The following is a 22,332-nucleotide window of genomic DNA, read 5'->3' on the forward strand; positions in this document are numbered from 1 at the left end:
GGTCACTCACCCTCGCGCATCGGGACGCGAACGCCGCGCTCGTCGGCGACCTCGGCGGCGATGTCGTAGCCGGAGTCGACATGGCGGATGACGCCCATGCCCGGGTCGTTGGTGAGCACCCGGCGGATCTTCTCGCCCGCCAGCTTGGTGCCGTCGGCGACCGTGACCTGGCCGGCGTGGATCGAGCGGCCGATGCCGACGCCGCCGCCGTGGTGGATGGAGACCCAGGAGGCGCCGGAGGCGACGTTGACCATGGCGTTCAGCAGCGGCCAGTCCGCGATCGCGTCGGAGCCGTCCAGCATGGCCTCGGTCTCGCGGTAGGGGGAGGCGACGGAGCCGCAGTCCAGGTGGTCGCGGCCGATGACGATCGGCGCGGCCAGGGTGCCGTCGGCGACCATCTCGTTGAAGCGCTCACCGGCCTTGTCGCGCTCGCCGTAGCCGAGCCAGCAGATGCGCGCGGGCAGGCCCTGGAAGTGGACCCGCTCGCCAGCCATCTTCATCCAGCGCGCCAGCGACTCGTTCTCCGGGAAGAGCTCCAGGATCGCCTTGTCGGTCTTGGCGATGTCCGAGGCCTCGCCGGAGAGCGCCGCCCAGCGGAACGGGCCCTTGCCCTCGCAGAACAGCGGGCGGATGTAGGCGGGGACGAAGCCGGGGAAGTCGAACGCGCGGGTGTAGCCCGCGAGCTGGGCCTCGCCGCGGATCGAGTTGCCGTAGTCGAAGACCTCGGCGCCCTTGTCCATGAAGCCGACCATGGCCTCGACGTGCTTGGCCATCGCCTCGCGCGAGCGCTCGGTGAACTCGGCCGGCTTCTCGGCGGCGTAGGCGGCCATGTCGTCGAAGTCGACGCCGACGGGCAGGTAGGCCAGCGGGTCGTGGGCGCTGGTCTGGTCGGTGACGATGTCGATCGGCGCGTCCATCTTCAGCAGCGCGGGGACGAGCTCGGCGGCGTTGCCCAGCAGGCCGATGGAGAGCGGCTTGCGCGCGTCGCGGGCCTCGACGGCCAGCTCCAGGGCGTGCTTCAGGTCCTTGGCCTCGACGTCCAGGTAGCGGTGCTCGATGCGGCGGGAGATGCGGCTCGGGTCGCAGTCGATGCAGATCGCGACGCCGTCGTTCATCGTCACGGCCAGCGGCTGGGCGCCGCCCATGCCGCCGAGGCCGGCGGTGAGGGTGATCGTCCCGGCCAGGGTGCCGTTGAAGCGCTTCGCGGCGACGGCCGCGAAGGTCTCGTAGGTGCCCTGGAGGATGCCCTGGGTGCCGATGTAGATCCAGGAGCCGGCCGTCATCTGGCCGTACATGGTGAGGCCCAGGTTCTCCAGGCGGCGGAACTCCTCCCAGTTGGCCCAGTCGCCGACCAGGTTGGAGTTGGCGATGAGCACGCGCGGGGCCCACTCGTGCGTCTGCATCACGCCGACCGGACGGCCGGACTGGACCAGCATGGTCTCGTCCTGCTTCAGCGTCTGCAGGGTGCGGACCATGGCGTCGTAGGAGCGCCAGTCGCGGGCGGCCTTGCCGGTCCCGCCGTAGACGACGAGCTTCTCGGGGTGCTCGGCGACCTCGGGGTCGAGGTTGTTGTTCAGCATGCGCAGGGCGGCCTCCTGCTGCCAGCCCTGGGTGCTGAGCGTCGTGCCGCGTGCGGCACGGACCGTACGCGGGCCGCTCTGCTGCTGCGCCATGGTGTCCGTCCTCCCTTGGATGGATCCATTCAGTAGTGACGTGATTGAAGATAGCCGTTCATTCAGCTCGCCACCAGGGGGCACTCATCCCTTATGTCCTGTTCATTCGCATTTCGCACCTATGCTGACACGGACAACCGAGAGGAGACGGACGTGGGACCGGTGGAATTCCTGGTTCTCGCCTTCCCGGGCGAGCGGACCGGCGCCGACCTCGCGGCTCCCCTGGACGCGCTGCGGCGCGCGGGCGGCGTCAGGCTCCTCGACTCGATGCTGGTGACCAAGGCCGAGGACGGCACGGTCGGCTCCGCCGCAACGGCGGCGCGCGAGCGGCCGGAAGCAGCGGGCTCCACCGGGGCGCGCCCGGAGCCCGGACTCATCGGCGAGGCGGACGCGGCCGAGGCGGCCGAACTGCTCGAACCGGGCTCGTGCGCGCTGCTCCTGCTCGTCGAGCACCTCTGGGCCGCGGAGGCGGCGGAGGCCTTCCGCGCGGCGAACGGCCGGGTGGCCGCCTCGGTGCGGATCCCGCCGGAGCAGGTGGCCGAGGCGGTCGCTACCGCCGCGCGGCCCTGACCAGCAGGCCGCAGCCCACCAGCGTGCCGACGCCCCACAGGCCCGCCAGCGGCTCAAGATCCCCCTTCGTGCCCAGCGCCGGACGCCAGACGGAGCCCGCGTCGCCGGGCACGTAGACCATCGTCACCGGAGCGCCGTCCGGCTTCGGGCAGGCCCCGGTCGCGCGCAGGTCGACGGTGTTCCCGTCCGGCTGCACCACCGAGCACTGGCTGTACCGCGTCCCGTGGCTGCCGGTCAGCTGCGACTCGCTGTCGACGCGGCCGACGCCCTGGCTGCCCAGGGCGATCAGCCACGCGTTGGACGCGCCGACCGCGCCGATCACCAGCGCGACCGAGGCCCAGAGGTAGCTCCGGCGCACCCGCGCGGGAACGGGCGTCCGGCCGAAGACCGTGCGGCGCACGACGAGCGCGTAGCCGGCGATCAGCCAGACGGCGCCCAGCACGACGCCGAAGCCGACGTCCACACCGGCCAGCAGGGTCAGGGAGGCGAGCGCGAGCAGGACGACCAGGAACCAGCCCAGCCACCAGCGGGTGGCCGTGGTCGGGTACCCGCCCGGCCCCCGCTCCGACGCCTGCGGGGCCCGCTGGGCGGGCACCGCGCCGGCGGGCGCGGAGCTCAGTCCGTGGGCCTGCAGCGCTTTCTCGAACTCGCCCGCACTGCGCGAGGTGATCATGCGGTTCGCCTCGCCCGCGCGGGCGATGTCCGCCGCGGCGGCGGCCTGCGGGTAGGCGTCGGTGAAGCAGACCAGCACGCTGACGACGAGGGAACGCCCGTACTTCGTCCTGGCCAGGTGCTGCAGCTTCGGCAGTTCGAACCCCGCCCGTCGCAGCGAGGCGAGCTGAGCGGCGGTCAGCTCCGGCAGGAAGACCTCGGCCCAGTGCGCGGCGTCCGCCTCGTCGTGCCCCCGTGCCGCCATGGCCCCCGCCCCCTTCGTCCGTGTGCGGACTCTAGCGCAGCGGGGGTGGACCGGAGGCGGTGGGTTCAGACCAGGGGCTGATTCGGCGCCAGCAGGTGGGAGAGGTCCTTGGCGATGTTGTTGCTCAGGTTCTGGACGCTCTGGTCGGTGGTGGGCGAGTAGGTCACGGACACCGCGATCGACAGGTCCTTGCAGGGCAGGTAGGCCATGATCGCGGCATATCCGGAGAAGGAGGGGTTCGAGACGATCCAGCCGTTCACCACCAGCACGGAGACGCCGAAGTGGACCTGCTCGGTCTGGGGCAGGCAGACGGTCGGAGGGCACTTCTTCGTGGGCGTGCCCAGGCCGACCGTGCCGGGGTTCATCAGGGTCTTGTAGCTCGCCCGGCTGATGGTCTGCCCTGAACCGATGCCGACGCCGGCGCGGGCCAGGTCGCAGATGTCCATGTTGACGACCGCGCCCGGGGCCGTCGTCCAGGACGGGTTCCAGAACGTCGACTCCTCGTACCTGCCGCGTTCGGAGGTGAAGGCGTGCAGGACGGGCGCCGGCATGTCGGGGGTATAGCTGTTCGACGTGGCGTGCAGGCCGAGCGGGCCGTAGATGCGCTGCTCCAGCAGCCGGTCGAGGCGGGTGTGCGTGATCCGCTCCAACGCCTGGCCCAGCAGCACGAAGTTGGCGTGCGAGTAGCTGAAGTTCGTGCCGGGCCTGTAGAGCAGGTCGTTCAGGTGGGCGTAGGAGAAGAGGTCCCGGGGTGTCCAGTGCCGGAACGGGTGCGCCTCCAGCTCCTTCAGGAAGGCGGGGTTGGTCACGTAGTCGTGGTAGCCGGAGGTGCTGTCGGCGAGCATCCTCAACGTGATCTCGTTCGCGTGCGGCACATCGGGAAGCCAGCGCGAGAGCCGGTCGTCCAGGTGCACCCGCTTCTCGTCGACGAGCTGGAGCAGGATCGTGCCCATGAACGCGATGCCCACCGAGCCCGCCCGGAACCGCATGTCGGGACGGGCCGGCACGTCGGTCATCGAAGGTCCGACGGCGCCGGTCCACAGGTCGCGGCCGTGTTCGGTCACCCGCGCCACGACCGCCCTCAGCTTCAGCTCGCGCTGGTCCTTCCTGACGACGTCGAGGATGTCGCGGCCCACGCCGTGGGCGGGGGTCGGCGAGGAGACGCAGTCCGGACCGCGGCCCCGCGCGGCGGCGTCGGCGGACGCGGCGGGCCCGGCGAGCAGGGCGGTGGAGGAGAGCAGCACACTGACGGCGCACAGCAGTGCGGTTCGCTTACGAGTCATGCTTCACGATGCGCGCGACCCGGTCCGGAATCCGCGCAGGACACCGCCGCTGCCACCCCGACGGCGTACATGACACCGACCGAGGGGCCTCAGCCGTGGACGATCGCCTTCACGTTGCCCGCGGCCGGACCGGTGGTGACGAAGTCACCGACCTTGCCGCGCCGGCCGAGCAGCCGCCCGTCGTCGGTGCGGGACCACAGCAGCTTCTCCTCGCGCCGCTCCCAGCGGCCCAGCGACATCGCCGCCAGCTGCAGGCCGACCCCGTAGCCGAGCACCGCGAGCCCGGCGGCCGGGCCCGCGAGGACGCCGAGCGCGCTGGTCACGCTGATCCCGACCAGCAGCCAGAGCGCGTGCCCGCGCGCCAGCCGCTGCCGGGTCTCGTGCGGCGGCTCCAGGGTGATCGCGAACGCGGCCTTCTCGGCCTGCCGCGCCCGCCCGGCGTACCAGCGCCGCCGCTGCAGCAGCCCCACGAGGCCGCACACGACGAACAGCCCGGCGCCGATCACCGCACCCCGCCCCAACCCGGTCAGGCTCGGAACGAGCAGCCCGGCGACGGCCCCCGCCGCCCCGATCCACATCAGCGTGCGCGCCACAGTGCCCCTGATCACGACGACCCGGGCGCGCGCATAGGTCCCACGCAGCATGGCGGGACGATAACCCCGCGAGATGAGAATTGTCTTGACCGCGGACACGACCTTTCGTCGACGGCTACGGCACCGCCGGCGCGGGCTGCGGGCGCAGGGCGTCGAACAGGGGCCAGCCGTCCGCCTCCGCCTGGCCGCTCTGGGGAAACAACCCGCGGGCCATCGCCTCCTCGAACAACGCCCTGACGTTGCCCGGCTCGTGGAGATTCACATACGCCCGGTCGGGCAGGCGGACGGCGGCGCCCTCGTCGAAGAAGCCGTCGGCGATGTGGCGGTCCGTCGTCGGCCGGAACACCAGCCGCAGCCGGGCCACGCCTTCGGGGCGCCATAGCGTCACGGTGCTCCTGGACCCCGGGTAGCCCCGGACCGGGTCCCACCGGTGTCCGAAGCACCAGCGGTACTCCGTGCCGTCCACGACCAGGCTGCGGACTCTGCGCTTCCTCCCCATACCGGCACAGTAGGGGCGCCGCGGGGAGCTCCGCGACGGCGTTTCCTAAGCGAACGCCGCGGCGGCGACCGGGCGGTGACGCAGGCCCAGGCGTTCGTAGACGCGGCGGGCGGGGGTGTTCCAGTCCTCGACCATCAGGCCCACGGCGGCGTGGCGGGTGAGGGCGGCCGCGGTCAGGACCGAGCAGACGTGGTGGGACAGGCCCTTGCCGCGGGCGTCGGGGTGGACGGCTATGCCGCTCAGCAGGGCGACCTGGGGGGAGGACCAGGCCTGGGCGCCCACCGCGAGCAGGCGGCCCGCGTCGTCGCGGACGCCGGCCCAGCGCTCGACGCCGATGACCCCCGGATACGCGTAGGAGGTGGGGTAGGCGCTGTCGAGCACCGAGCCGATGCCCGCCGCGTCCGCGTCGGGGTCGAGCCACTCCGCCGAGCCGGAGTCGGGGTAGGGGGCGGAGGCCGCGGTCCCGTCCATCCAGCCGAAGCGGCCGACGACCTCCAGCCCGGGGACGGCCGCGGCGACCGCGTCGATCAGCGGGCGCGCGCCGAACGGCCGGAAGCTGCGCGGCAGTCGCGGCAGCACCTCGGCGGCCAGCGCGGCGGCCGCCTCGGGCGAGCGCGCCCAGACGGCGACGCGGTCGCGGGTCGAGATGTCCGCCGCGGCGGCGAGCGCCGCGTCCTCCCCCACCCAGGCCCGCCCCCGCCCGCCGAGCCCCTGCGCGGCCCAGAGCACGAACGGGTCGTCGCCGCAGTGCGCGGCCAGTTCGGGTACGGATGTCACCTCGGGCATCCCCCGAGGCTAGGCCATCGCGCCACGCACCGGCGGCGCCGTGGGCCATCCCGGACCCGCTGTCCCGGGCCCTGTTGTCCCGGGCCCTGTTGTCCCGGGTGCTGCTATCCCAAGAACAGACCGCGGCTCGCGGCCTGGTGCTCGAAGTCCTCCAGGCGCTGGACGGAGCCGGGGAGTTCGTCGCACATCGCCTGGAGCAGCACGCGGCCCAGCATCATCGGCGCGCACGCCGTGTCGAAGACCAGGCTGGAGCCGACCGCCGCCGGCAGCATCACGTCGGAGACCGACGCCACCGGCGCGAACGCGCTGTCGGCGACCGTCACCACGGTCATGCCCGCGGCCTTCGCCGCGGTCAGGGCCTCCATCACCTCGCGCGGGTAGCGCGGGAGCGCGAAGCAGATCAGCGCCGTCGCGCCCGCCTGGTGGGCCTGCTCGATGCGGTCGAGCAGCATGCTGCCGCCCTCGTCGAGCAGGCGGACGTCGGGGTGGACCTTGGCCGCGAAGTAGGCGAAGCCGTTCGCCTGGGCGGAGGCCGCGCGCAGGCCGAGGACGGGCAGCGGACGGGAGGCGGCCAGCACGCGGGCGGCGTGCAGGACCGGCTCGGGGTCGGCCAGGACCGCCGCCAGGTGCTGCAGGTTGGCGATCTCGGAGAGCACCGCCTGCTGCTGCTCGTTGCGGACGACCTCGCCCTGCGTCTCACGGACGCCGGACGCCGGACCGCCTTCGCCCGGCTCCGCGAGCCCGAGCTCGCGCAGCTGGCGGCGGAGCGCCGGGTAGCCGTCGAAGCCGAGGGCGACGGCGAAGCGGGTCACCGAGGGCTGGCTGACGCCGGCCAGCTCGGCGACCTCGACGCTGGAGAGGAACGGCGCCTCGGCGGCGTTCCGCACCAGGCAGTGCGCGATCCGACGCTGGGTCGGGGTCAGCCGGTAGCCCTCGAAGAGGCGCAGCAGCCTGCTGGATGGCCCGCTGACCTGCGGTGTCTCCAGATGGACCGGAGCCTCATCCGTCTGGGGCGGTGTCACGCTCATCTGCGCCTCCAACGGGCGGGCGATTCAGTAGGTGCCGACTCTGCATGAACGCATGCAGAGTCGGCAAGTACCTTCTCGCCCTCCGGACGTCAGGCCTGCTCAGGCGGGCAGACCTGGTCAGGCCCGGTCGTGACCGGCGTGAACCGGTCACGACCGGTCGGGTCAGGCCAGCGGGCCGGTGACCGACTCGACGGCCGCGACGAGGCCGCCGCTGCGGACGAACTGGTAGGCGGCCTCCAGGTCGGGGGCCAGGAAGCGGTCCGGGCCGGGACCGGCGACGCCCGCCTCACGCGCGGCGGCGACCGCCGCGGCCGTGGCCGGGGCGAGCGGGCTGGGGCCCTCGCCGGTGTGGCTGTAGGTGCGGATCTCCAGCGCCCGGGCGGAGGCGACCAGCTCGACGGCCAGCACCCGGGTGAGGTTGTCCACGGCCTGACGCAGCTTGCGCGCGGCGGACCAGCCCATGGAGACGTGGTCCTCCTGCATCGCCGAGGACGGGATGGAGTCGACCGAGGCCGGAACGGCGAGCCGCTTGTTCTCGCTGACCAGCGCGGCCTGCGTGTACTGGGCGATCATCAGGCCGGAGTCCAGGCCCGGGTCGTCGGCCAGGAACGGCGGCAGGCCGTGCGAGCGGTTCTTGTCCAGCAGCCGGTCCGTGCGGCGCTCGGAGATCGAGCCGAGGTCGGCGGCGGCCACGGCCAGGAAGTCGAGCACGTAGGCGACGGGCGCACCGTGGAAGTTGCCGTTGGACTCGACGCGGCCGTCGGGCAGCACCACCGGGTTGTCGACGGCGGAGGCGAGCTCGCGGTCGGCGACCAGCTGGGCGTGGGTGAGGGTGTCCCGGCCCGCGCCGGCCACCTGCGGGGCGCAGCGGATCGAGTAGGCGTCCTGGACCCGCGGCGCGTCGTCCTGGTGGTGGCCGGTGAGGCCGGAGCCCTGCAGCACCTTGAACATGTTGGCGGCGGACGCGGCCTGGCCCGGGTGCGGGCGGATCGCGTGCAGTTCGGGCTGCAGCACCTTGTCGGTGCCGAGCAGGGCCTCCAGGGACATGGCGGCGGTGATGTCGGCGACGGTGAAGAGGCGGCCGAGGTCGGCGCAGGCCATCACCAGCATGCCGAGCATGCCGTCGGTGCCGTTGATGAGGGCCAGGCCCTCCTTCTCGGCCAGCTCGATCGGGGCGATCCCGGCCGCGGCGAGCAGCTCGCCGGTCTCGCGGACCTCGCCGTCGGGGCCGTAGGCCAGGCCCTCGCCCATCAGCGCCAGCGCGCAGTGCGAGAGCGGGGCCAGGTCGCCGGAGCAGCCGAGCGAGCCGAACTCGTGCACGACCGGGGTGATCTGGGCGTTCAGCAGCGCGGCCATCGTCTCGGCGACGACCGGGCGGACGCCGGTGCGGCCGGAGGCGAGGGTCTTCAGGCGCAGCAGCATCAGCGCGCGGGTCACCTCGCGCTCGACCTGCGGGCCCATGCCGGCCGCGTGCGAGCGGACCAGCGAGCGCTGGAGCTGTGCGCGGAGCTCCGGGCTGATGTGCCGGACGGCGAGCGCGCCGAAACCGGTGGACACCCCGTAGACCGGGCGCGGCTCGGCGGCCAGCGCGTCGATCCGCGCGCGCGAGGCGGTCATCTCGGCGACCGCGTCGGCGGAGAGCTCGATCCGCGCGTTGCCGCGCGCGACCGCGATGACGTCGGCCGGGCCCACATTGGCCTTGCCGATCACGATGACGTTCTCGACGTTCTGCATATCCATATACGGAATCTCATCACGTGAATGGCTCTATGACAACAGCAGAGCGGGAACGGAACACTGACCCCTTCCGCGACCTGCACGCCATCAGCGCCCGGACCAGCACGAACCCGCGCCGAGGGCGACCAGGCCGCCGCCGGGCAGAGGCGCCGACAGCGAGGGCACGGGCGGCCGGTGCTCGCAGCCCCTCGGTCCGATCATGGCGGCCGGCGGACGCCGCCCGCGCGAGCTCCGCCCCGGCAGTCACCCCTCCGGCGGCAGGTACCGTGGTCGGGACAGAGCCGAACGAGGGAGATGGGGATCCGGGCATGGGTCGGGTGGCCGAACGTCGCCGAGTGGTCCGCCTGCGGGACGGGCGCCGCGACGCGCGCCCGGACGCGCTGGCGGCGGAGGAGCCGCTGGAGATCCGCGTCGGCGGCCGGGCCCTCGCGGTCACCATGCGCACACCGGGCGACGACTTCGACCTCGTCGCCGGCTACCTGGTCGCCGAGGGCGTGATAGCCACCGCCGAGGACCTGCCTGCCCTGCGCTACTGCGCGGGCACGAACGCCGAGGGCGTCAACACCTACAACGTCGTCGACGCCAGGGTGGCCCGCCCGGAGACCGTCCCGGTCTCCGCCTACCGCTCCCTGCTGACCAGCAGCGCGTGCGGCCTCTGCGGCACGGAGACGGTGGACGCGGTCCGCAAGCGCCTCCCGCACGACCTCTCCGCGGACCCGCTCACCGTCAGCCCGGACGTGCTCTACGCCCTCCCGGACGCTCTCCGCGCGGCACAGCGCGGCTTCGACGCGACGGGCGGCCTGCACGCGGCGGGCCTCTTCTCGGCGGACGGCCGCCTGCTGTGCGTCCGCGAGGACGTGGGCCGCCACAACGCGGTGGACAAGGTCGTCGGCTGGGCCCTCAAGGCGGGCCTGCTGCCGCTGACCGGGCACCTGCTGATGGTCAGCGGGAGGGCCTCCTTCGAGCTCGCCCAGAAGGCGGCGATGGCGGGCATCCCGCTCATGGCCGCGGTCTCCGCGCCGAGCGCGCTGGCCGTGGACCTCGCCACGGAATCCGGCCTCACCCTCGTCGGCTTCCTCCGCGACCGCTCCGCCAACGTCTACGCCGGCGCCCACCGCATCACCGCCTGACGGCGTCCCGCCGACCCACCCGCGGCCAGTTGCACCACCCCAGGGGCGCGAGGAACTGGGGTGGTGCAACGGGCCCTTGGCTGGAACGGCTCACGGTGGGCTCGGGGGGCCGGAGAGGGCGACGGCGACGAGGGCGCGGAGGGTCGGTCCGATGCCCGCCAGGGAGAGCGTCGAGTCGTCGGCGAAGAGCTCGATCAGCCAGCCCCCGGCAGGGTTGGTCCCGCCCGCAGCCACCATCGCGCGGTAGCCGCCGACGACCAGCACCGCCTCCTCCGCCGGGTCGTTGCCCGGTACCCCCGTGCGCAGGCCGAAGTTGCCGCCGCGGACCGCCGCCAGGGTGAGCGGGTACGCGGCGAGGTCGAAGACCGCGTCCGGGGCCTCGTTGACCGCGCGCAGCATCTGCGCGCGCGTGCTGCCCGGCCCGCGCGTCATCCTGCGGATGCCGTACCGCACGGTCTGGATCCGCCCCGAGCCCGGCGGGAGGTAGGAGACCCACCAGGCGACCGCGTCCAGCAGTTGGGAGACGGTCTCGGCCACCGATTCCAGGCGGCCGACGGTGTCCACCGGGTGCGGGCGCTCGTCGAGGACCGCCAGGGTGGCCGCCAGCAGCTGCCCGGGGTCGGCCGTGTGCCTGGCCCCGCGGAATCGGCGGCGTTCGGTGCGGCGGCCTCCGGGGCCCGGCCGGGGACCGGCGTCGGCGAGGCTCACCGTCGGGTCGGGCAGGCTGCCGCGCCCGGCGACGACGGGGTGGGCGGCGGGTCCTGACTTGGCCCGGTACTGCGCCGCGTCGGCCAGCCGGAAGAGCCGGTCGGCGGTGGTCACCGGACCGATCGGGTCGCCGGTGGAGGCCACGCCGCAGGCCACGCCCTCACCCTGATCCAGCGTCAGCGCCTGCGCGCACAGCTCCTCGGCGACCCTGACCACCTCGTCGGCGCCTGGGCCGGCCGAGACCAGGCAGAACTCGTCGCCGCCGAGCCGCCCGACGACCGCGCCCGGCAGCATCGCACCGCAGAGCGAGAGCTGGTTGGCGAACTGCTCCAGCAGCCGGTCGCCGAACTCGTGGCCCTTCTCGTCGTTGACGCGCTTGAGCCCGTTCACGTCGCAGACCACGAGCGAGACGACGGTGCCGTCGGCCCGGTGCCGCTCCAGCGCCGCGTCCAGGTGGGAGTCGACGGCGCGGCGGTTGGCGAGCCCGGTCAGCGGGTCGGTGAAGGCGAGCCTGCTCACCTCCTCCAGCCGCTCGCTCTGGGCCAGCCCGGCGGAGATCTGGGCGGCCAGCACCGTGCCGAACTCCGCCTCGTGGTCGGCGAAGACCGGCTTTCCGGCGATCCTGGCGAGATACAGCTCGCCCCAGGCTCGTCCGCCGAGGAGGATGGGCGCGACCAGACAGCAGGCGCGTCCGCGCCGGCGCAGCGAGGCCGCACGGGCGCGGCAGGCGGGGCCGTTGCTCGCGCCGCCCTCGGCGCTCTGCACCCAGGCCCTGGGCAGACCGTCAGGGGTGAACAGCTCGCCGAGGCCGCGCTGGGCGAGGAACTGGGCGATCTCCGGGTACTCGCCGAGCGGGTAGGACTCGTCCTCGGGCAAGGGCTCCTCGCCCGGCGCGAGCAGCCCGTCGTTGACCAGGACCCGCAGCCTGCCGTGCTCGCGCTCCCAGACCGAGACGGCGGCGAAGTCGGCGTCCAGCGCGGCGCGCGCCCGCGCGGCCCCGGTCTGGGCCGCGCGCCGAGCGTCGGGCGCGACCGCCATCGCCTGCGCCAACCCGACCACCGCGCGCAGCCGCGCGTCCGCGACGGCGCTTCCGCTGGTCTGCTCACTGGCCTGCACGGTGCTCCTCGGTCTCCGTGATCCGTCTCGGCCTCCCAGCCTACGGACAAACAGGACAAATACCATGCAGGTCGCCGAGCCGCCCGAGACCGTCGGAGGTCGCTGGTAGCGTGACCGGGACGCGACACTGCTCCATCCGGGTCAGACACATGCGGGTCAGACAGGTCACGGGGGAAACGGATGGCCATCGAACTGCCGGGGGAAGTCGTCTCCTTCCTCCAGTTCATCGGGGTGAACTGGCCGCAGATCAACGAGGACAAGGTCCGCGAATTCGCTACCCACGTCCGCGAGTTCGCCCACAACATCGAGGACACGCACCAGCAGGCCACCTCGACGGTGCAGGCCATGAACCAGCACTACCAGGGGAATTCGTACGAACTGTTGGTCTCCAAGTGGGCCCACCTGTCGCAGGGTCACATGAGCGAACTGCTCACCGCCTGCCACGTCCTCGCCGACGCGCTGGACGTGGGCGCGGACTACATCGTGGCGATGAAGCTCGACTGCATCGCCGAACTCGGCGTCCTGGCAGCCTCGTTCGTCGCCGACCAGGCGGCGGCGGTGGCCACCCTCGGGCTGGCCGAGGCAGCCATGGCGCTGATCGTGAAGGCGGCCGAGACGGCCGTCGACTTCCTGGAGCAGCAGCTGATCCAGTACATCATCGCCCAGATCGTGGAGGCGGCGCTGACGCCGCTGCTGGGCGTGGTCGAGAAGGCGGTCGCCGGGATGAGCTACTCGGCACTGGAGGACATGCTCGGTGTCACGGGCAACGGCCCGGGCGACGGCTTCATGATCCACCCGGACAACCTCCGCGCCCACGCACAGCTCTTCGCGGTCCACGCGGAGACCGTCCAGGGCCACGCCCAGGCACTGACCGGCAAGCTCGCCGGCATGAGCTTCGAGTGAGGGACCGTACGTGAGCAAAGCCATCGCCCACGCCGTCGAGGACGCGGCGAAGAAGGCGGAGCAGGGCCTGGCCCAGGACTTCAGCAAGGCCTATCACGGCATCCTCAAGGACACCGAGCACGGCGCGACCAAGGCCGCCGACCACGCGGCCGAGAACGAGGCCAGGACGGTCGACGACCTCGCCAAGTCCGCGGAACACCCGGGCCCCACCTCCGCGCACGACCCCCACACCGGCGGCGAGGGCGGCGGCCACCCGGGCGGCGAGGACGGCGCGACCCCCAACGCGGGCCGCGACCAGGTCCAGGACCCGCACGACGCCGGCCGCGGCGACGACGCCGTCTGCCGAGGCGGCGAGCCGGTCGACATGGCCACCGGGCGGATGTACATCGACCAGACCGACGCCTCGCTGCCGGGCTCGCTGCCGCTGGTCTTCACCCGCAGCTTCGAGTCCGGGTACCGGGCGGGACGCTGGATGGGCCGCCGCTGGGTCTGCACCTTCGACGAGCGACTGGAGATCGACGCCGAGGGCGTCGTCCACGTCCGGGCCGACCGGGTGACCCAGGCCTACCCCCACCCCGAGCCCGGCGAGCCCGTCCAGGCCTCCGCCGGCGACCGCCGCTTCCTGGACGTCGACGCCCGCGGTCGCTGCTACACCGTCACGGAGCCGGGCACGGGTCTGGTCCGCGAGTTCACGACGCAGTCGGACAACGCGACGGCCCTGCTGACGCGAGTCCGCGACCGCTCAGGCCGCCACTACGACCTCGAGTACGACGGCGCTGGCACCCCGCTGGCCATCCAGCACTCCGGCGGCTACCGCCTGCTCGTCACCACCGACGCCGGCCGGATCACCGGCCTGTTCCTGGCCGGCGCCGCACCCGAAGGAGGCGACCAGGAGCTGTTGCGCTACGGCTACGGCCAGGACGGCAACCTCACGGAGGTCTACAACTCGTCCGGCCTGCCGATGCGCTTCGGGTACGACGCCTGGGACCGGATCACCTCCTGGACGGACCGCAACAACAGCCGCTACTGGTACGTCTACGACGCCCTCGGCCGCGTGGTCGACGAGGGCGGCGAGGACGGTTCCCTCCGCTTCACCTTCCACTACGGCGAGCCCGACCCGAGCACCGGACTGCGCGTCAACAGCGAGACCAACGCCCTGGGTCACACCACGCGCTACGAGATCAACCCGCAGCACCAGGTCGTCGCCGTCATCGACCCGCTCGGCCACACCACCCGCTACGAACGCGACCCCTTCGACCGCCTCCTCGCCGAGACCGACCCCCTGGGCCGCACCACCCGCTACGCGTACGACGGCGCGGGGGACCTCGTCGCGGTGACCCGCCCTGACGGCGAACGGACCACGGCGGAGTACGCGGGCGAGCTCAGCCTGCCGACGACCATCGTCGAACCCGGCGGCGCGACCTGGCGGCAGACCTACGACGAGGCGGGCCGACGCACCTCCCTGACCGATCCGCTGGGCGCGGTCACGCGCTTCGACTACGACGCCCACGGGCACGTCACGCGCGTCACCGACGCGCTCGGCGCCACCACCGACGTGCAGTGCGACGCCGCCGGCCTGCCCGTCCTGGTCACCGACCCACTCGGCGCGGTGACCCGCTACGAGCGGGACGCCTTCGGCCGCGTCGTCCGGGACGTCGACCCCTTGGGCCACACCGTCGAAACGACCTGGAGCGTCGAGAGCCTTCCCGTCTCCCGGACCGCGCCCGACGGGTCGACCGAAACGTGGACCTGGGACGGCGAGGGCAACATGCTCACGCACCGCGACGCCCTCGAACGGACCACCGCCTACGAGTACACGCATTTCGAGACCCTCGCCGCGCGCACCACCCCCGACGGCGCCAGGATCGCCTTCACCCACGACGCGCACATGCAGCTCGTCGCGGTCACCGACCCGCTCGGCCGAACATGGGAGTACCGGTACGACACCGCCGGACGGCTCGTCGCCGAGAGCGACTTCGAGGGGCGCATTCTCGACTACACGCTCGATGCCGCAGGCCAGGCTGTGCAGGTGCACCGGCCTGCCGTGGGGCAGACGCACTACGGGTACGACCGGCTCGGGCGTGTCACCACCAAAGACACCGACGGGTCCGTGACCGTCTTCGGCTACGACCCCGCCGGCCACCTGGTCAGCGCGGTCACGCCGGACACGCGGCTCACCCGCACCGTCGACGCGCTGGGCAATCCGCTGAGCGAGACCGTCGACGGCCGCACCGTCGCCTTCGCCTACGACGCACTGGGCCGACCCGTCCGTCGGACGACTCCGAGCGGGCACGCCACGACGTGGTCGTTCGACGCGGTCGGCCGCACCGTCAACCTCCACTCCTCCGGCGGCACGCTCGACTTCCGCCACGACGCCGCAGGGCGCGAGCAACTGCGCACCGTCGCCGGCTCCCTCACCCTCAGCACGGACTGGGACGACCGGCACCGGCTGACCGGCCAGTCCCTGCGTTCCGGCTCGGCGGCAGGCGGCAGGCTGCTGCAACGTCGCTCCTACACCTACCGGGCGGACGGAAACCTCGCGGCGGTGGAGGACCTGCTGTCGGGCCGCCGTGCCTTCGACCTCGACCGCACCGGCCGGGTCACCGCCACGCGGGCCGATGGCTGGACCGAGAGCTACGCGTACGACCCGGCAGGAAACCTCACCGACGCGCACTGGCCGTCCACCGCAGCCACGCGCGACGCCGAGGGCCCGCGCGTCTACGCGGGCACGCAGCTCGTCACCGCCGGGCGAGTCCGCTACGAGCACGACGCGGCCGGACGCGTGACGCTCCGCCAGGTCACCCGGCTCTCCCGTAAGCCGGACACCTGGCGCTACGCGTGGAACGCCGAGGACCAACTCACCTCGGTCACGACGCCCGACGGCACGCTGTGGCGGTACCTCTACGACCCGCTCGGTCGCCGCACGGCAAAGCTCCGCCTCGCCGACGACGGCCGGACGGTGGCGGAACGGACCGACTTCACCTGGGACGGCCCGGTCCTGGCCGAACAGACCACCCACGCCCCGTACCTGCCCGGCCCCCACACGCTCAGCTGGGACCACGACGGCTTCACCCCGCTCACCCAGACCGAGACCATCACCACCCAGGACCAGGTCGACCGCCGCTTCTTCGCCATCGTGACCGACCTGGTCGGCACCCCCGCCGAACTCGTCGACCCCACCACCGAATCCATCGCCTGGCGCGCCACGGCCACCCTCTGGGGCAACACCACCTGGCCGCCCGACAGCACGACGTACACCCCGCTGCGCTTCCCCGGCCAGTACTTCGACCCGGAGTCCCGCCTCCACTACAACCTCAACCGCTACTACGACCCCGAAACCGCCCGCTACACCAGCCCGGACCCGCTCGGCCTCGTCCCCGCCCCGAACCCGGACACCTACGTCGACAACCCCCACGCCTGGTCCGACCCGCTCGGTCTGTCGCCGCACGTCTCACGACAGAAGCAGGACCAGCACGTCCTGGGCACCAGCGAGTATCAGAAGCGCATCGCGCTCGGGACCCCGACGTCAGCCTTCGCCTCGCGCGCCGAAGCGGACGCCTACGCGCAGCATGCCTGGGACCACGGAACACCCGTTCCCGGGCGGCCGAACGTCAAGGACTACGAGTACGGAAGGCCGGTGGGCGTCGCTCCGCGGAACGGGCCGAAAATCGGCTGGCAGACGAGGGTCCGGGTCCACATGGACGGCTCGGGAAAGATTCACGGCCATCCCGTCGGCCCTGTTCACTACAATTGAGGTCCGATGAGCAGCAGCAAGAAGAACGCCAAGAAGGACGTTCCCGGTGCGGCCTGGAAGTGGCACGACTGGGAGCTGCTGCAGCAGCATGTCCAGGCCGCTTACGGGGACCTCACGGCTCCCCGACGGGCCTTCGTGTCCAAGGCTCTGCACCGGCAGCCGTATCTCGACCTCATCGGCGTGCTCAGCCGATACGAGACCGTCTCGGACGAGACGGACACGAACAGCGACGTCAGTTTCAACTACCTTGTGGGAGATGGGGATCCGCTGTTCCTGCGGCTGTCCATGGTTGGCCGGTACGCGATGCTCCAAGCAGATCTGGACACACCGACCCCGCATGTGATCGAGCCGGGCGCCAAGGCGGCGGACGGTCGGATCCAGGCCGTGCTGAGGGCCCTCTCACAGGGAGGGCTCGAACTGCTGTCGTCCGAGCAGCTCTCGGCCCGTGTGGAGCTGCAGCTCCCGGATGTCGCCGACGTCCGCGTCTACAACGCCCTGTTCGCGCCTGAGGACGATCTGCCTCACCCCTGGACCGAGTCTGCCTGAGTGCGATCCAGGCTACCTGTCTACGCTGAGGCCTGGATCCGCTCGTCCTCGTCCTCCCAGGCATCGACGGCGATCATGAACCAGACACCCGCTCCGGGCCGGCCTCCAAATCGCAGCGCTGATGGCACGAAGGACCTACGACGGTTGGCCCCGGTTCCCGGAGACCGCGCCGCGAAAGGCGGTTCCCTCGGCCGCCGCCCCCGTGATGGGATCGCGCCGACTGCCGTCGGCAGTCACCCCGTGAAACGGAGACCAGCCCTGATCCCCCTGCGCCAGATCCGCGCCGACCACGACGCCGAGACCCTGACGGTCTACCAGGCCTACCCTCCCGACATCGCCGAGGCCGCGCTCGCCGCCGGGACCTTCGTCGCGCCGTTCAAGCGGGAGCGGATGACGTGGATCAAGCCGTCGTTCCGGTGGATGATGTACCGCTCCGGGTGGGGCCGGAAGGCGGGGCAGGAGCGGGTGCTGGCCGTACGGATCAGCCGGACCGGCTTCGAGTGGGCGCTCGCGCGGGCCTGCCTGAGCCACTACGACCGGGAGCGGCACGCCTCCGCCGCCGAGTGGAAGGCGCTGCTGAGGGAGAGCCCGGTCCGGATCCAGTGGGACCCGGAGCGCTCGACCCGGCAACAGGAACTCCCGCACCGGGCCGTGCAGATCGGCCTCTCCGGGGACGCCGTCCGCCGCTACGTCGACGAGTGGATCACCGGCGTCACGGACGTCACCGCCCTCGCCCACGAGACGCACGCGCTCGTCAGGGCCGGACGCGCCGCAGACGCCGACGCGCTGATCCCGGCCGAGACCCCGTACCCGCTCGCCGAGGCGTTGCGGGCCCGCATCGGCGCCGGCGGCTAGGAGCCCTGGCTGCCCGGCATCCGCCGGGTCAGCAGCCACGGCTCGACCAGGCCGAGGCCGCGGACCGGGCGGCGCCACATCGGCTGCAGGGCGAAGCGGAACTCCGCGTCGGGCAGCGGGAGCTGGACGTGGGTCTCGTCCGAGGGGGCGACGCCGACGGAGGAGATGGTCTGCAGGGCGTCCGCGCCCGACGGCTCGACCGGCGGGACCGCGCCCTCGCGTTCGAGCGCGGCGGCCAGCTGCTCGTCGCAGAGGACCGCGTCCTTCGGGGCGATGGAGGTGAGCCGGGACGCGAGGTTGACCGTGGTGCCGAAGACGTCGCCCATTCGTGTGGTGACCGTGCCGAAGGCCATGCCCACCCGCAGCGCGGGCATGGAGTCGTCCTTGCCCATCGTCTCCACCAGGGCCAGCGCGATGTCCGCGGCCGTCGCCGCCTCGTCGGAGACGAAGAGGATCTCGTCACCCAGCGTCTTCACCAGGCGGCCGCCGCGCCCGGCGACCAGGTCCGCGCAGGTCGACTCGAAGTTCTCGACCAGCTCGCCCAGCTCGTCGTCCTCCAGTCGGCGCGAGAGCCGGGTGAAGCCGACCAGGTCGGCGAAGCCCACGGCGAGCCGGCCGCTCTGCATCTCCTCGTCGTTCTCGGCCTGGACGACCCGCCCGGTCACCGCGGCGAGCTGACGCCGCCACACGTAGATCAGGAACTGCTCCAGCTCCGGCAGCAGCAGCTCGACCAGCGGGTAGGCGACCTCCGCCCGGGTCAGGCCCGGCTCGGACGCGGCGGTCAGGTGCTCGAGGAAGGTGTCGATCTGCCACTCGGCGAGCCGCGCGGTGGTCTGTCCGGTCGACCGGGCGACCTGGATGGCCATCCGCTCGCTCAGCAGTCCGGCCTCGACCAGGCCCGCGAGCCGCCGCAGCGCGATGACGTCGGACTCGGTCAGCGCCCTGGACTGCCCGATGTCGGCGAAGCCCATCGCCCGCCAGAAGCGCGAGGCGAGCTCCATCGAGACGCCGGCGGCGCGCGCCGCCTGGTAGGGGGTGTACTGGCGCTCGGAGTCGAGGATCAGCTGCTCCAGTTGCAAGGCCACCGAGTCGCGATGCTCCTGCTCGCCGTGCTGCTCCCGGTCCCGGTCGCCCACCTGTCCGTCCCGTCCGTCCTCGCGACGCGCCACCCCACGCGGGAGGGGCGTGTCCTTGCTCACACCTCGCCCAGTGATACTCGCACGGAATGCGCGGTTCCGGGGCATCCGCCCCGGTCGAACCGCCCTTCTCCGGCCCGTCGGGGCCCCGCTCGAGGCCCCGCTCAGGCCCCCCGCACGTGGATCACGTCGCCCGCGCTGACGGCGTGCTCCGCGCCGCTGGGCTCGCGCAGCACCAGCCGGCCCAGCTCGTCCACGTCCACCGCCTCGCCGACCAACTGCTTGTCACCCGGCAGCAGCACCCGTACGTGCTTGCCGATGGTCGCGCACTGGTCCAGGTAGGCCTCGCGCAGCCGCGTCGCCGCCGGGTCGCCGCCGTCGGCGCACCACTCCTCGTAGAGCTCGGAGAAGGTGCGCAGCAGCTCGCGCAGCAGGATCTCCCTGTCCGTCACCGGCGCGCCCGCCAGCAGCAACGACGCGGCGGTCGGCACCGGCAGCTCCGGCTCCCGCAGGGTGACGTTGATCCCGAGGCCCGCGACCACCGCCCGGCCTTCGTCGGCCAGCTCGGTGAGGATGCCGCCGAGCTTGCGCTCCTCCTTCCGCGAAGGATCGCTGCCGACGCCGACCAGCAGGTCGTTCGGCCACTTCAGCCGGACGGGCGTCTGCGCGGCCCGGCTGAGCGCGCTGGACGCGGCCACGCCGACCAGCAGCGGCAGCCAGCTCCAGTTGTCCCTGGGCACGCCCGCGTCACCCGGGCGGAGCAGCACGGAGAGAAAGATCCCCGAGCGCGCGGGCGCCACCCAGGCGCGGTCCAGCCGGCCCTTGCCGTGCGTCTGCAGTTCGGCCACCAGCACGGCGCCCTCAGGGGCGCCCCGCGCGGCCAGCTCCGCCAGGTCACTGTTGGTCGAGCCCGTCTCGCCGACCACCACCAGGCTGTTCCACAGCTCGCCCAGGCGTCCGGGGTCGCGGTTCAGCTGGGCGGCGCGCAGCGGCGGGCGGTCGAGGTCACTCCACGGGGATTCGCTCACGACGCAAGCGTATGACCCGTGTCACTCGCTGTATCCGAGGCAGGCCGTCGTGGCTAACCTACTGATCGGAAACCCACCCGTTGGTGCCGTGTGCCCAGGCCTCCCCGGCCGGGCGTCGGCACTACCCCTCCTGACGGGAGCCGCCCCCACATGTCCTCCGCTGACCACGCCAACGCCGACGTGGACATCCACACCACCGCCGGCAAGATCGCCGATCTGCGCCGCCGCGTCGACGAGGCGGTCCACTCCGGTTCGGCGCGCGCCGTGGAGAAGCAGCACGCCAAGGGCAAGATGACGGCCCGTGAGCGGGTGCACCAGCTGCTGGACGAGGGCTCCTTCGTCGAGTTCGACGAGTTCGCGCGGCACCGCTCCACCAACTTCGGCCAGGAGAAGAACCGCCCCTACGGCGACGGCGTGGTGACCGGCTACGGCACCGTCGACGGCCGTCAGGTCGCGGTCTTCGCACAGGACTTCACCGTCTTCGGCGGCTCCCTCGGCGAGGTCTTCGGCGAGAAGATCGTCAAGGTGATGGACTTCGCCCTGAAGACCGGCTGCCCGATGATCGGCATCAACGACTCCGGCGGCGCGCGCATCCAGGAGGGCGTGGCCTCGCTCGGCCTCTACGGCGAGATCTTCCGCCGCAACGTGCTGGCCTCCGGTGTGATCCCGCAGATCTCGCTGATCATGGGCCCCTGCGCCGGCGGCGCGGTCTACTCCCCCGCGATCACGGACTTCATCGTGATGGCCGACCAGACCTCGCACATGTTCATCACCGGACCCGACGTGATCAAGACCGTCACGGGCGAGGACGTCGGCATGGAGGAGCTCGGCGGCGCCCGCGCGCACAACTCCAAGTCGGGTGTCGCGCACCACATGGCCTCGGACGAGAAGGAGGCCGTCGAGTACGTCAAGGCGCTGCTCTCCTACCTGCCCTCCAACAACCTGGAGGACCCGCCGTCCTTCCCGGAGGAGGCGGACCTCGCCACCTCCGCGGAGGACGAGGAGCTCGACGTCATCATCCCGGACTCGGCCAACCAGCCGTACGACATGCACAAGGTCATCGAGCACGTCCTCGACGACGGCGAGTTCCTGGAGACGCAGGAGCTCTTCGCGCCCAACATCCTGACCGGCTTCGGCCGGGTCGAGGGCCACGCCGTGGGCATCGTCGCCAACCAGCCGATGCAGTTCGCCGGCTGCCTCGACATCGACGCGAGCGAGAAGGCCGCGCGTTTCGTGCGGACCTGCGACGCGTTCAACATCCCGGTGCTGACCTTCGTCGACGTCCCCGGCTTCCTGCCCGGGACGGGCCAGGAGTGGGACGGCATCATCCGCCGCGGCGCGAAGCTGATCTACGCCTACGCGGAGGCGACCGTCCCGCTGATCACGGTCATCACCCGTAAGGCCTTCGGCGGCGCCTACGACGTCATGGGCTCCAAGCACCTGGGCGCGGACCTCAACCTGGCCTGGCCGACCGCGCAGATCGCCGTCATGGGCGCGCAGGGCGCGGTCAACATCCTGCACCGCGGCGCGCTGGCCACGGCGGACGACCCCGAGGCCAAGCGGGCCGAGCTGATGCAGAACTACGAGGACACCCTGCTCAACCCGTACATCGCGGCCGAGCGCGGCTACGTCGACGCGGTGATCATGCCGTCCGAGACCCGCCAGCACGTCGTGAAGGGCCTGCGGGCGCTGCGCAACAAGCGCGAGTCGCTGCCGCCGAAGAAGCACGGCAACATCCCGCTCTGACCCGGCCCCGCAGGAAGAGACCCACAGGAAGAGGAACGGCCCCATGGCCCCCATCCGTGTGCTGCACGGTCAGCCCAATCCCGAGGAGCTCGCCGCCGTCCTGGCAGTGGTCTCGGCCAGGGCGTCGGCCGCAGCCGCCGACGCCCCGGAAGCGCCCACCGCCAAGGTCTGGCGTGACCGCGCCTCCGCCATGCGCCGCATGCCCCACCCGGGCCCGCACGCCTGGCGCACCTCCGCCTGGGCGGGTCGCTGACCGCGGCTCCCCGGCACGGCACTCCCGGACCGGGCCCTTCGGGGCCCGGTCCGCCCGATTTGAGTAGCCGTA

19 protein-coding genes are annotated in these 22,332 nt (G+C 72.4%); 8 read left to right on the top strand and 11 right to left on the bottom strand.

All coding sequences use genetic code 11. From position 1 onward, the window contains the following. Positions 1–2: 2 nt before the first annotated feature. A complete protein-coding gene (hutU, locus tag BS83_RS23285) occupies positions 3–1,673 on the bottom strand; it encodes a urocanate hydratase (RefSeq protein ID WP_037605519.1) in 1,671 nt (556 codons plus the stop codon). Positions 1,674–1,826: 153 nt separating this feature from the next. Here hutU and BS83_RS23290 point away from each other — a divergent pair, with 153 nt between their 5' ends. After that, entirely contained in the window at positions 1,827–2,243 is a 417-nt protein-coding gene (locus BS83_RS23290) for a DUF6325 family protein (protein WP_037605520.1), read from the top strand. On the opposite strand, the gene BS83_RS23295 is transcribed toward BS83_RS23290, so the two are convergent. The 7 genes from BS83_RS23295 to hutH all read right to left on the bottom strand — a co-directional run bounded on the left by BS83_RS23295 (position 2,224) and on the right by hutH (position 9,088). Beyond that, a complete protein-coding gene (locus tag BS83_RS23295; protein WP_037605522.1) occupies positions 2,224–3,159 on the bottom strand; it encodes a hypothetical protein in 936 nt (311 codons plus the stop codon). The genes BS83_RS23290 and BS83_RS23295 overlap by 20 nt on opposite strands. A 65-nt stretch (positions 3,160–3,224) precedes the next feature. Further along, positions 3,225–4,442: a serine hydrolase domain-containing protein gene (locus BS83_RS23300; protein ID WP_051943693.1), complete on the bottom strand. Its 1,218-nt coding sequence runs from the start codon at positions 4,440–4,442 to the stop codon at positions 3,225–3,227. An 89-nt stretch (positions 4,443–4,531) separates the two neighbouring features. Further along, positions 4,532–5,086 (bottom strand): hypothetical protein, encoded by a 555-nt coding sequence (locus tag BS83_RS23305; protein ID WP_037605525.1) that lies wholly within the window; start codon positions 5,084–5,086, stop codon positions 4,532–4,534. Between the two features lie 64 nt (positions 5,087–5,150). Beyond that, entirely contained in the window at positions 5,151–5,534 is a 384-nt protein-coding gene (locus BS83_RS23310) for a hypothetical protein (protein WP_037605526.1), read from the bottom strand. A 45-nt stretch (positions 5,535–5,579) separates the two neighbouring features. Next, positions 5,580–6,320, bottom strand: a complete 741-nt coding sequence (locus BS83_RS47745; protein ID WP_037605528.1) for a GNAT family N-acetyltransferase — start codon at positions 6,318–6,320, stop codon at positions 5,580–5,582. Positions 6,321–6,424: 104 nt separating this feature from the next. Beyond that, complete coding sequence (locus BS83_RS23320) at positions 6,425–7,348, bottom strand: MurR/RpiR family transcriptional regulator (protein WP_051943695.1); 924 nt, start codon at positions 7,346–7,348, stop codon at positions 6,425–6,427. 162 nt (positions 7,349–7,510) lie between these two features. Beyond that, complete coding sequence (gene hutH / locus BS83_RS23325; protein ID WP_037605534.1) at positions 7,511–9,088, bottom strand: histidine ammonia-lyase; 1,578 nt, start codon at positions 9,086–9,088, stop codon at positions 7,511–7,513. A gap of 305 nt (positions 9,089–9,393) precedes the next feature. Here hutH and fdhD point away from each other — a divergent pair, with 305 nt between their 5' ends. Continuing rightward, on the top strand, positions 9,394–10,215 hold the full coding sequence (fdhD, locus tag BS83_RS23330) for a formate dehydrogenase accessory sulfurtransferase FdhD (protein ID WP_037605535.1): 822 nt from the start codon (positions 9,394–9,396) through the stop codon (positions 10,213–10,215). A gap of 90 nt (positions 10,216–10,305) precedes the next feature. Here fdhD and BS83_RS48970 read toward each other — a convergent pair whose 3' ends face one another. Continuing rightward, complete coding sequence (locus tag BS83_RS48970) at positions 10,306–12,039, bottom strand: GGDEF domain-containing protein (RefSeq protein WP_051943697.1); 1,734 nt, start codon at positions 12,037–12,039, stop codon at positions 10,306–10,308. Between the two features lie 180 nt (positions 12,040–12,219). Here BS83_RS48970 and BS83_RS23340 point away from each other — a divergent pair, with 180 nt between their 5' ends. The 4 genes from BS83_RS23340 (at position 12,220) to BS83_RS23355 (ending at position 18,097) form a co-directional block, all read left to right on the top strand. Further along, complete coding sequence (locus BS83_RS23340; RefSeq protein WP_037605536.1) at positions 12,220–12,942, top strand: WXG100-like domain-containing protein; 723 nt, start codon at positions 12,220–12,222, stop codon at positions 12,940–12,942. Between the two features lie 10 nt (positions 12,943–12,952). After that, positions 12,953–16,696, top strand: coding sequence for a DUF6531 domain-containing protein (locus tag BS83_RS23345; RefSeq protein ID WP_051943699.1), 3,744 nt, complete (start codon positions 12,953–12,955; stop codon positions 16,694–16,696). 6 nt (positions 16,697–16,702) lie between these two features. Further along, positions 16,703–17,242 (top strand): hypothetical protein, encoded by a 540-nt coding sequence (locus BS83_RS23350; RefSeq protein ID WP_037605537.1) that lies wholly within the window; start codon positions 16,703–16,705, stop codon positions 17,240–17,242. 240 nt (positions 17,243–17,482) lie between these two features. Further along, positions 17,483–18,097, top strand: coding sequence for a DUF4291 domain-containing protein (locus tag BS83_RS23355; RefSeq protein ID WP_232248465.1), 615 nt, complete (start codon positions 17,483–17,485; stop codon positions 18,095–18,097). On the opposite strand, the gene BS83_RS23360 is transcribed toward BS83_RS23355, so the two are convergent. Continuing rightward, a complete protein-coding gene (locus BS83_RS23360; protein WP_408641032.1) occupies positions 18,094–19,296 on the bottom strand; it encodes an adenylate/guanylate cyclase domain-containing protein in 1,203 nt (400 codons plus the stop codon). The genes BS83_RS23355 and BS83_RS23360 overlap by 4 nt on opposite strands. A gap of 101 nt (positions 19,297–19,397) precedes the next feature. After that, positions 19,398–20,261: a biotin--[acetyl-CoA-carboxylase] ligase gene (locus BS83_RS23365; RefSeq protein WP_037605540.1), complete on the bottom strand. Its 864-nt coding sequence runs from the start codon at positions 20,259–20,261 to the stop codon at positions 19,398–19,400. Positions 20,262–20,411: 150 nt separating this feature from the next. Between BS83_RS23365 and BS83_RS23370 the strand changes: the two genes are divergently transcribed. Continuing rightward, positions 20,412–22,007, top strand: coding sequence for an acyl-CoA carboxylase subunit beta (locus BS83_RS23370; protein WP_037605541.1), 1,596 nt, complete (start codon positions 20,412–20,414; stop codon positions 22,005–22,007). A gap of 43 nt (positions 22,008–22,050) precedes the next feature. Then, complete coding sequence (locus tag BS83_RS23375; RefSeq protein WP_037605543.1) at positions 22,051–22,260, top strand: acyl-CoA carboxylase subunit epsilon; 210 nt, start codon at positions 22,051–22,053, stop codon at positions 22,258–22,260. Positions 22,261–22,332 lie beyond the last annotated feature (72 nt).

This window comes from Streptacidiphilus rugosus AM-16 (assembly GCF_000744655.1).
GTDB classification, from domain to species: domain Bacteria; phylum Actinomycetota; class Actinomycetes; order Streptomycetales; family Streptomycetaceae; genus Streptacidiphilus; species Streptacidiphilus rugosus.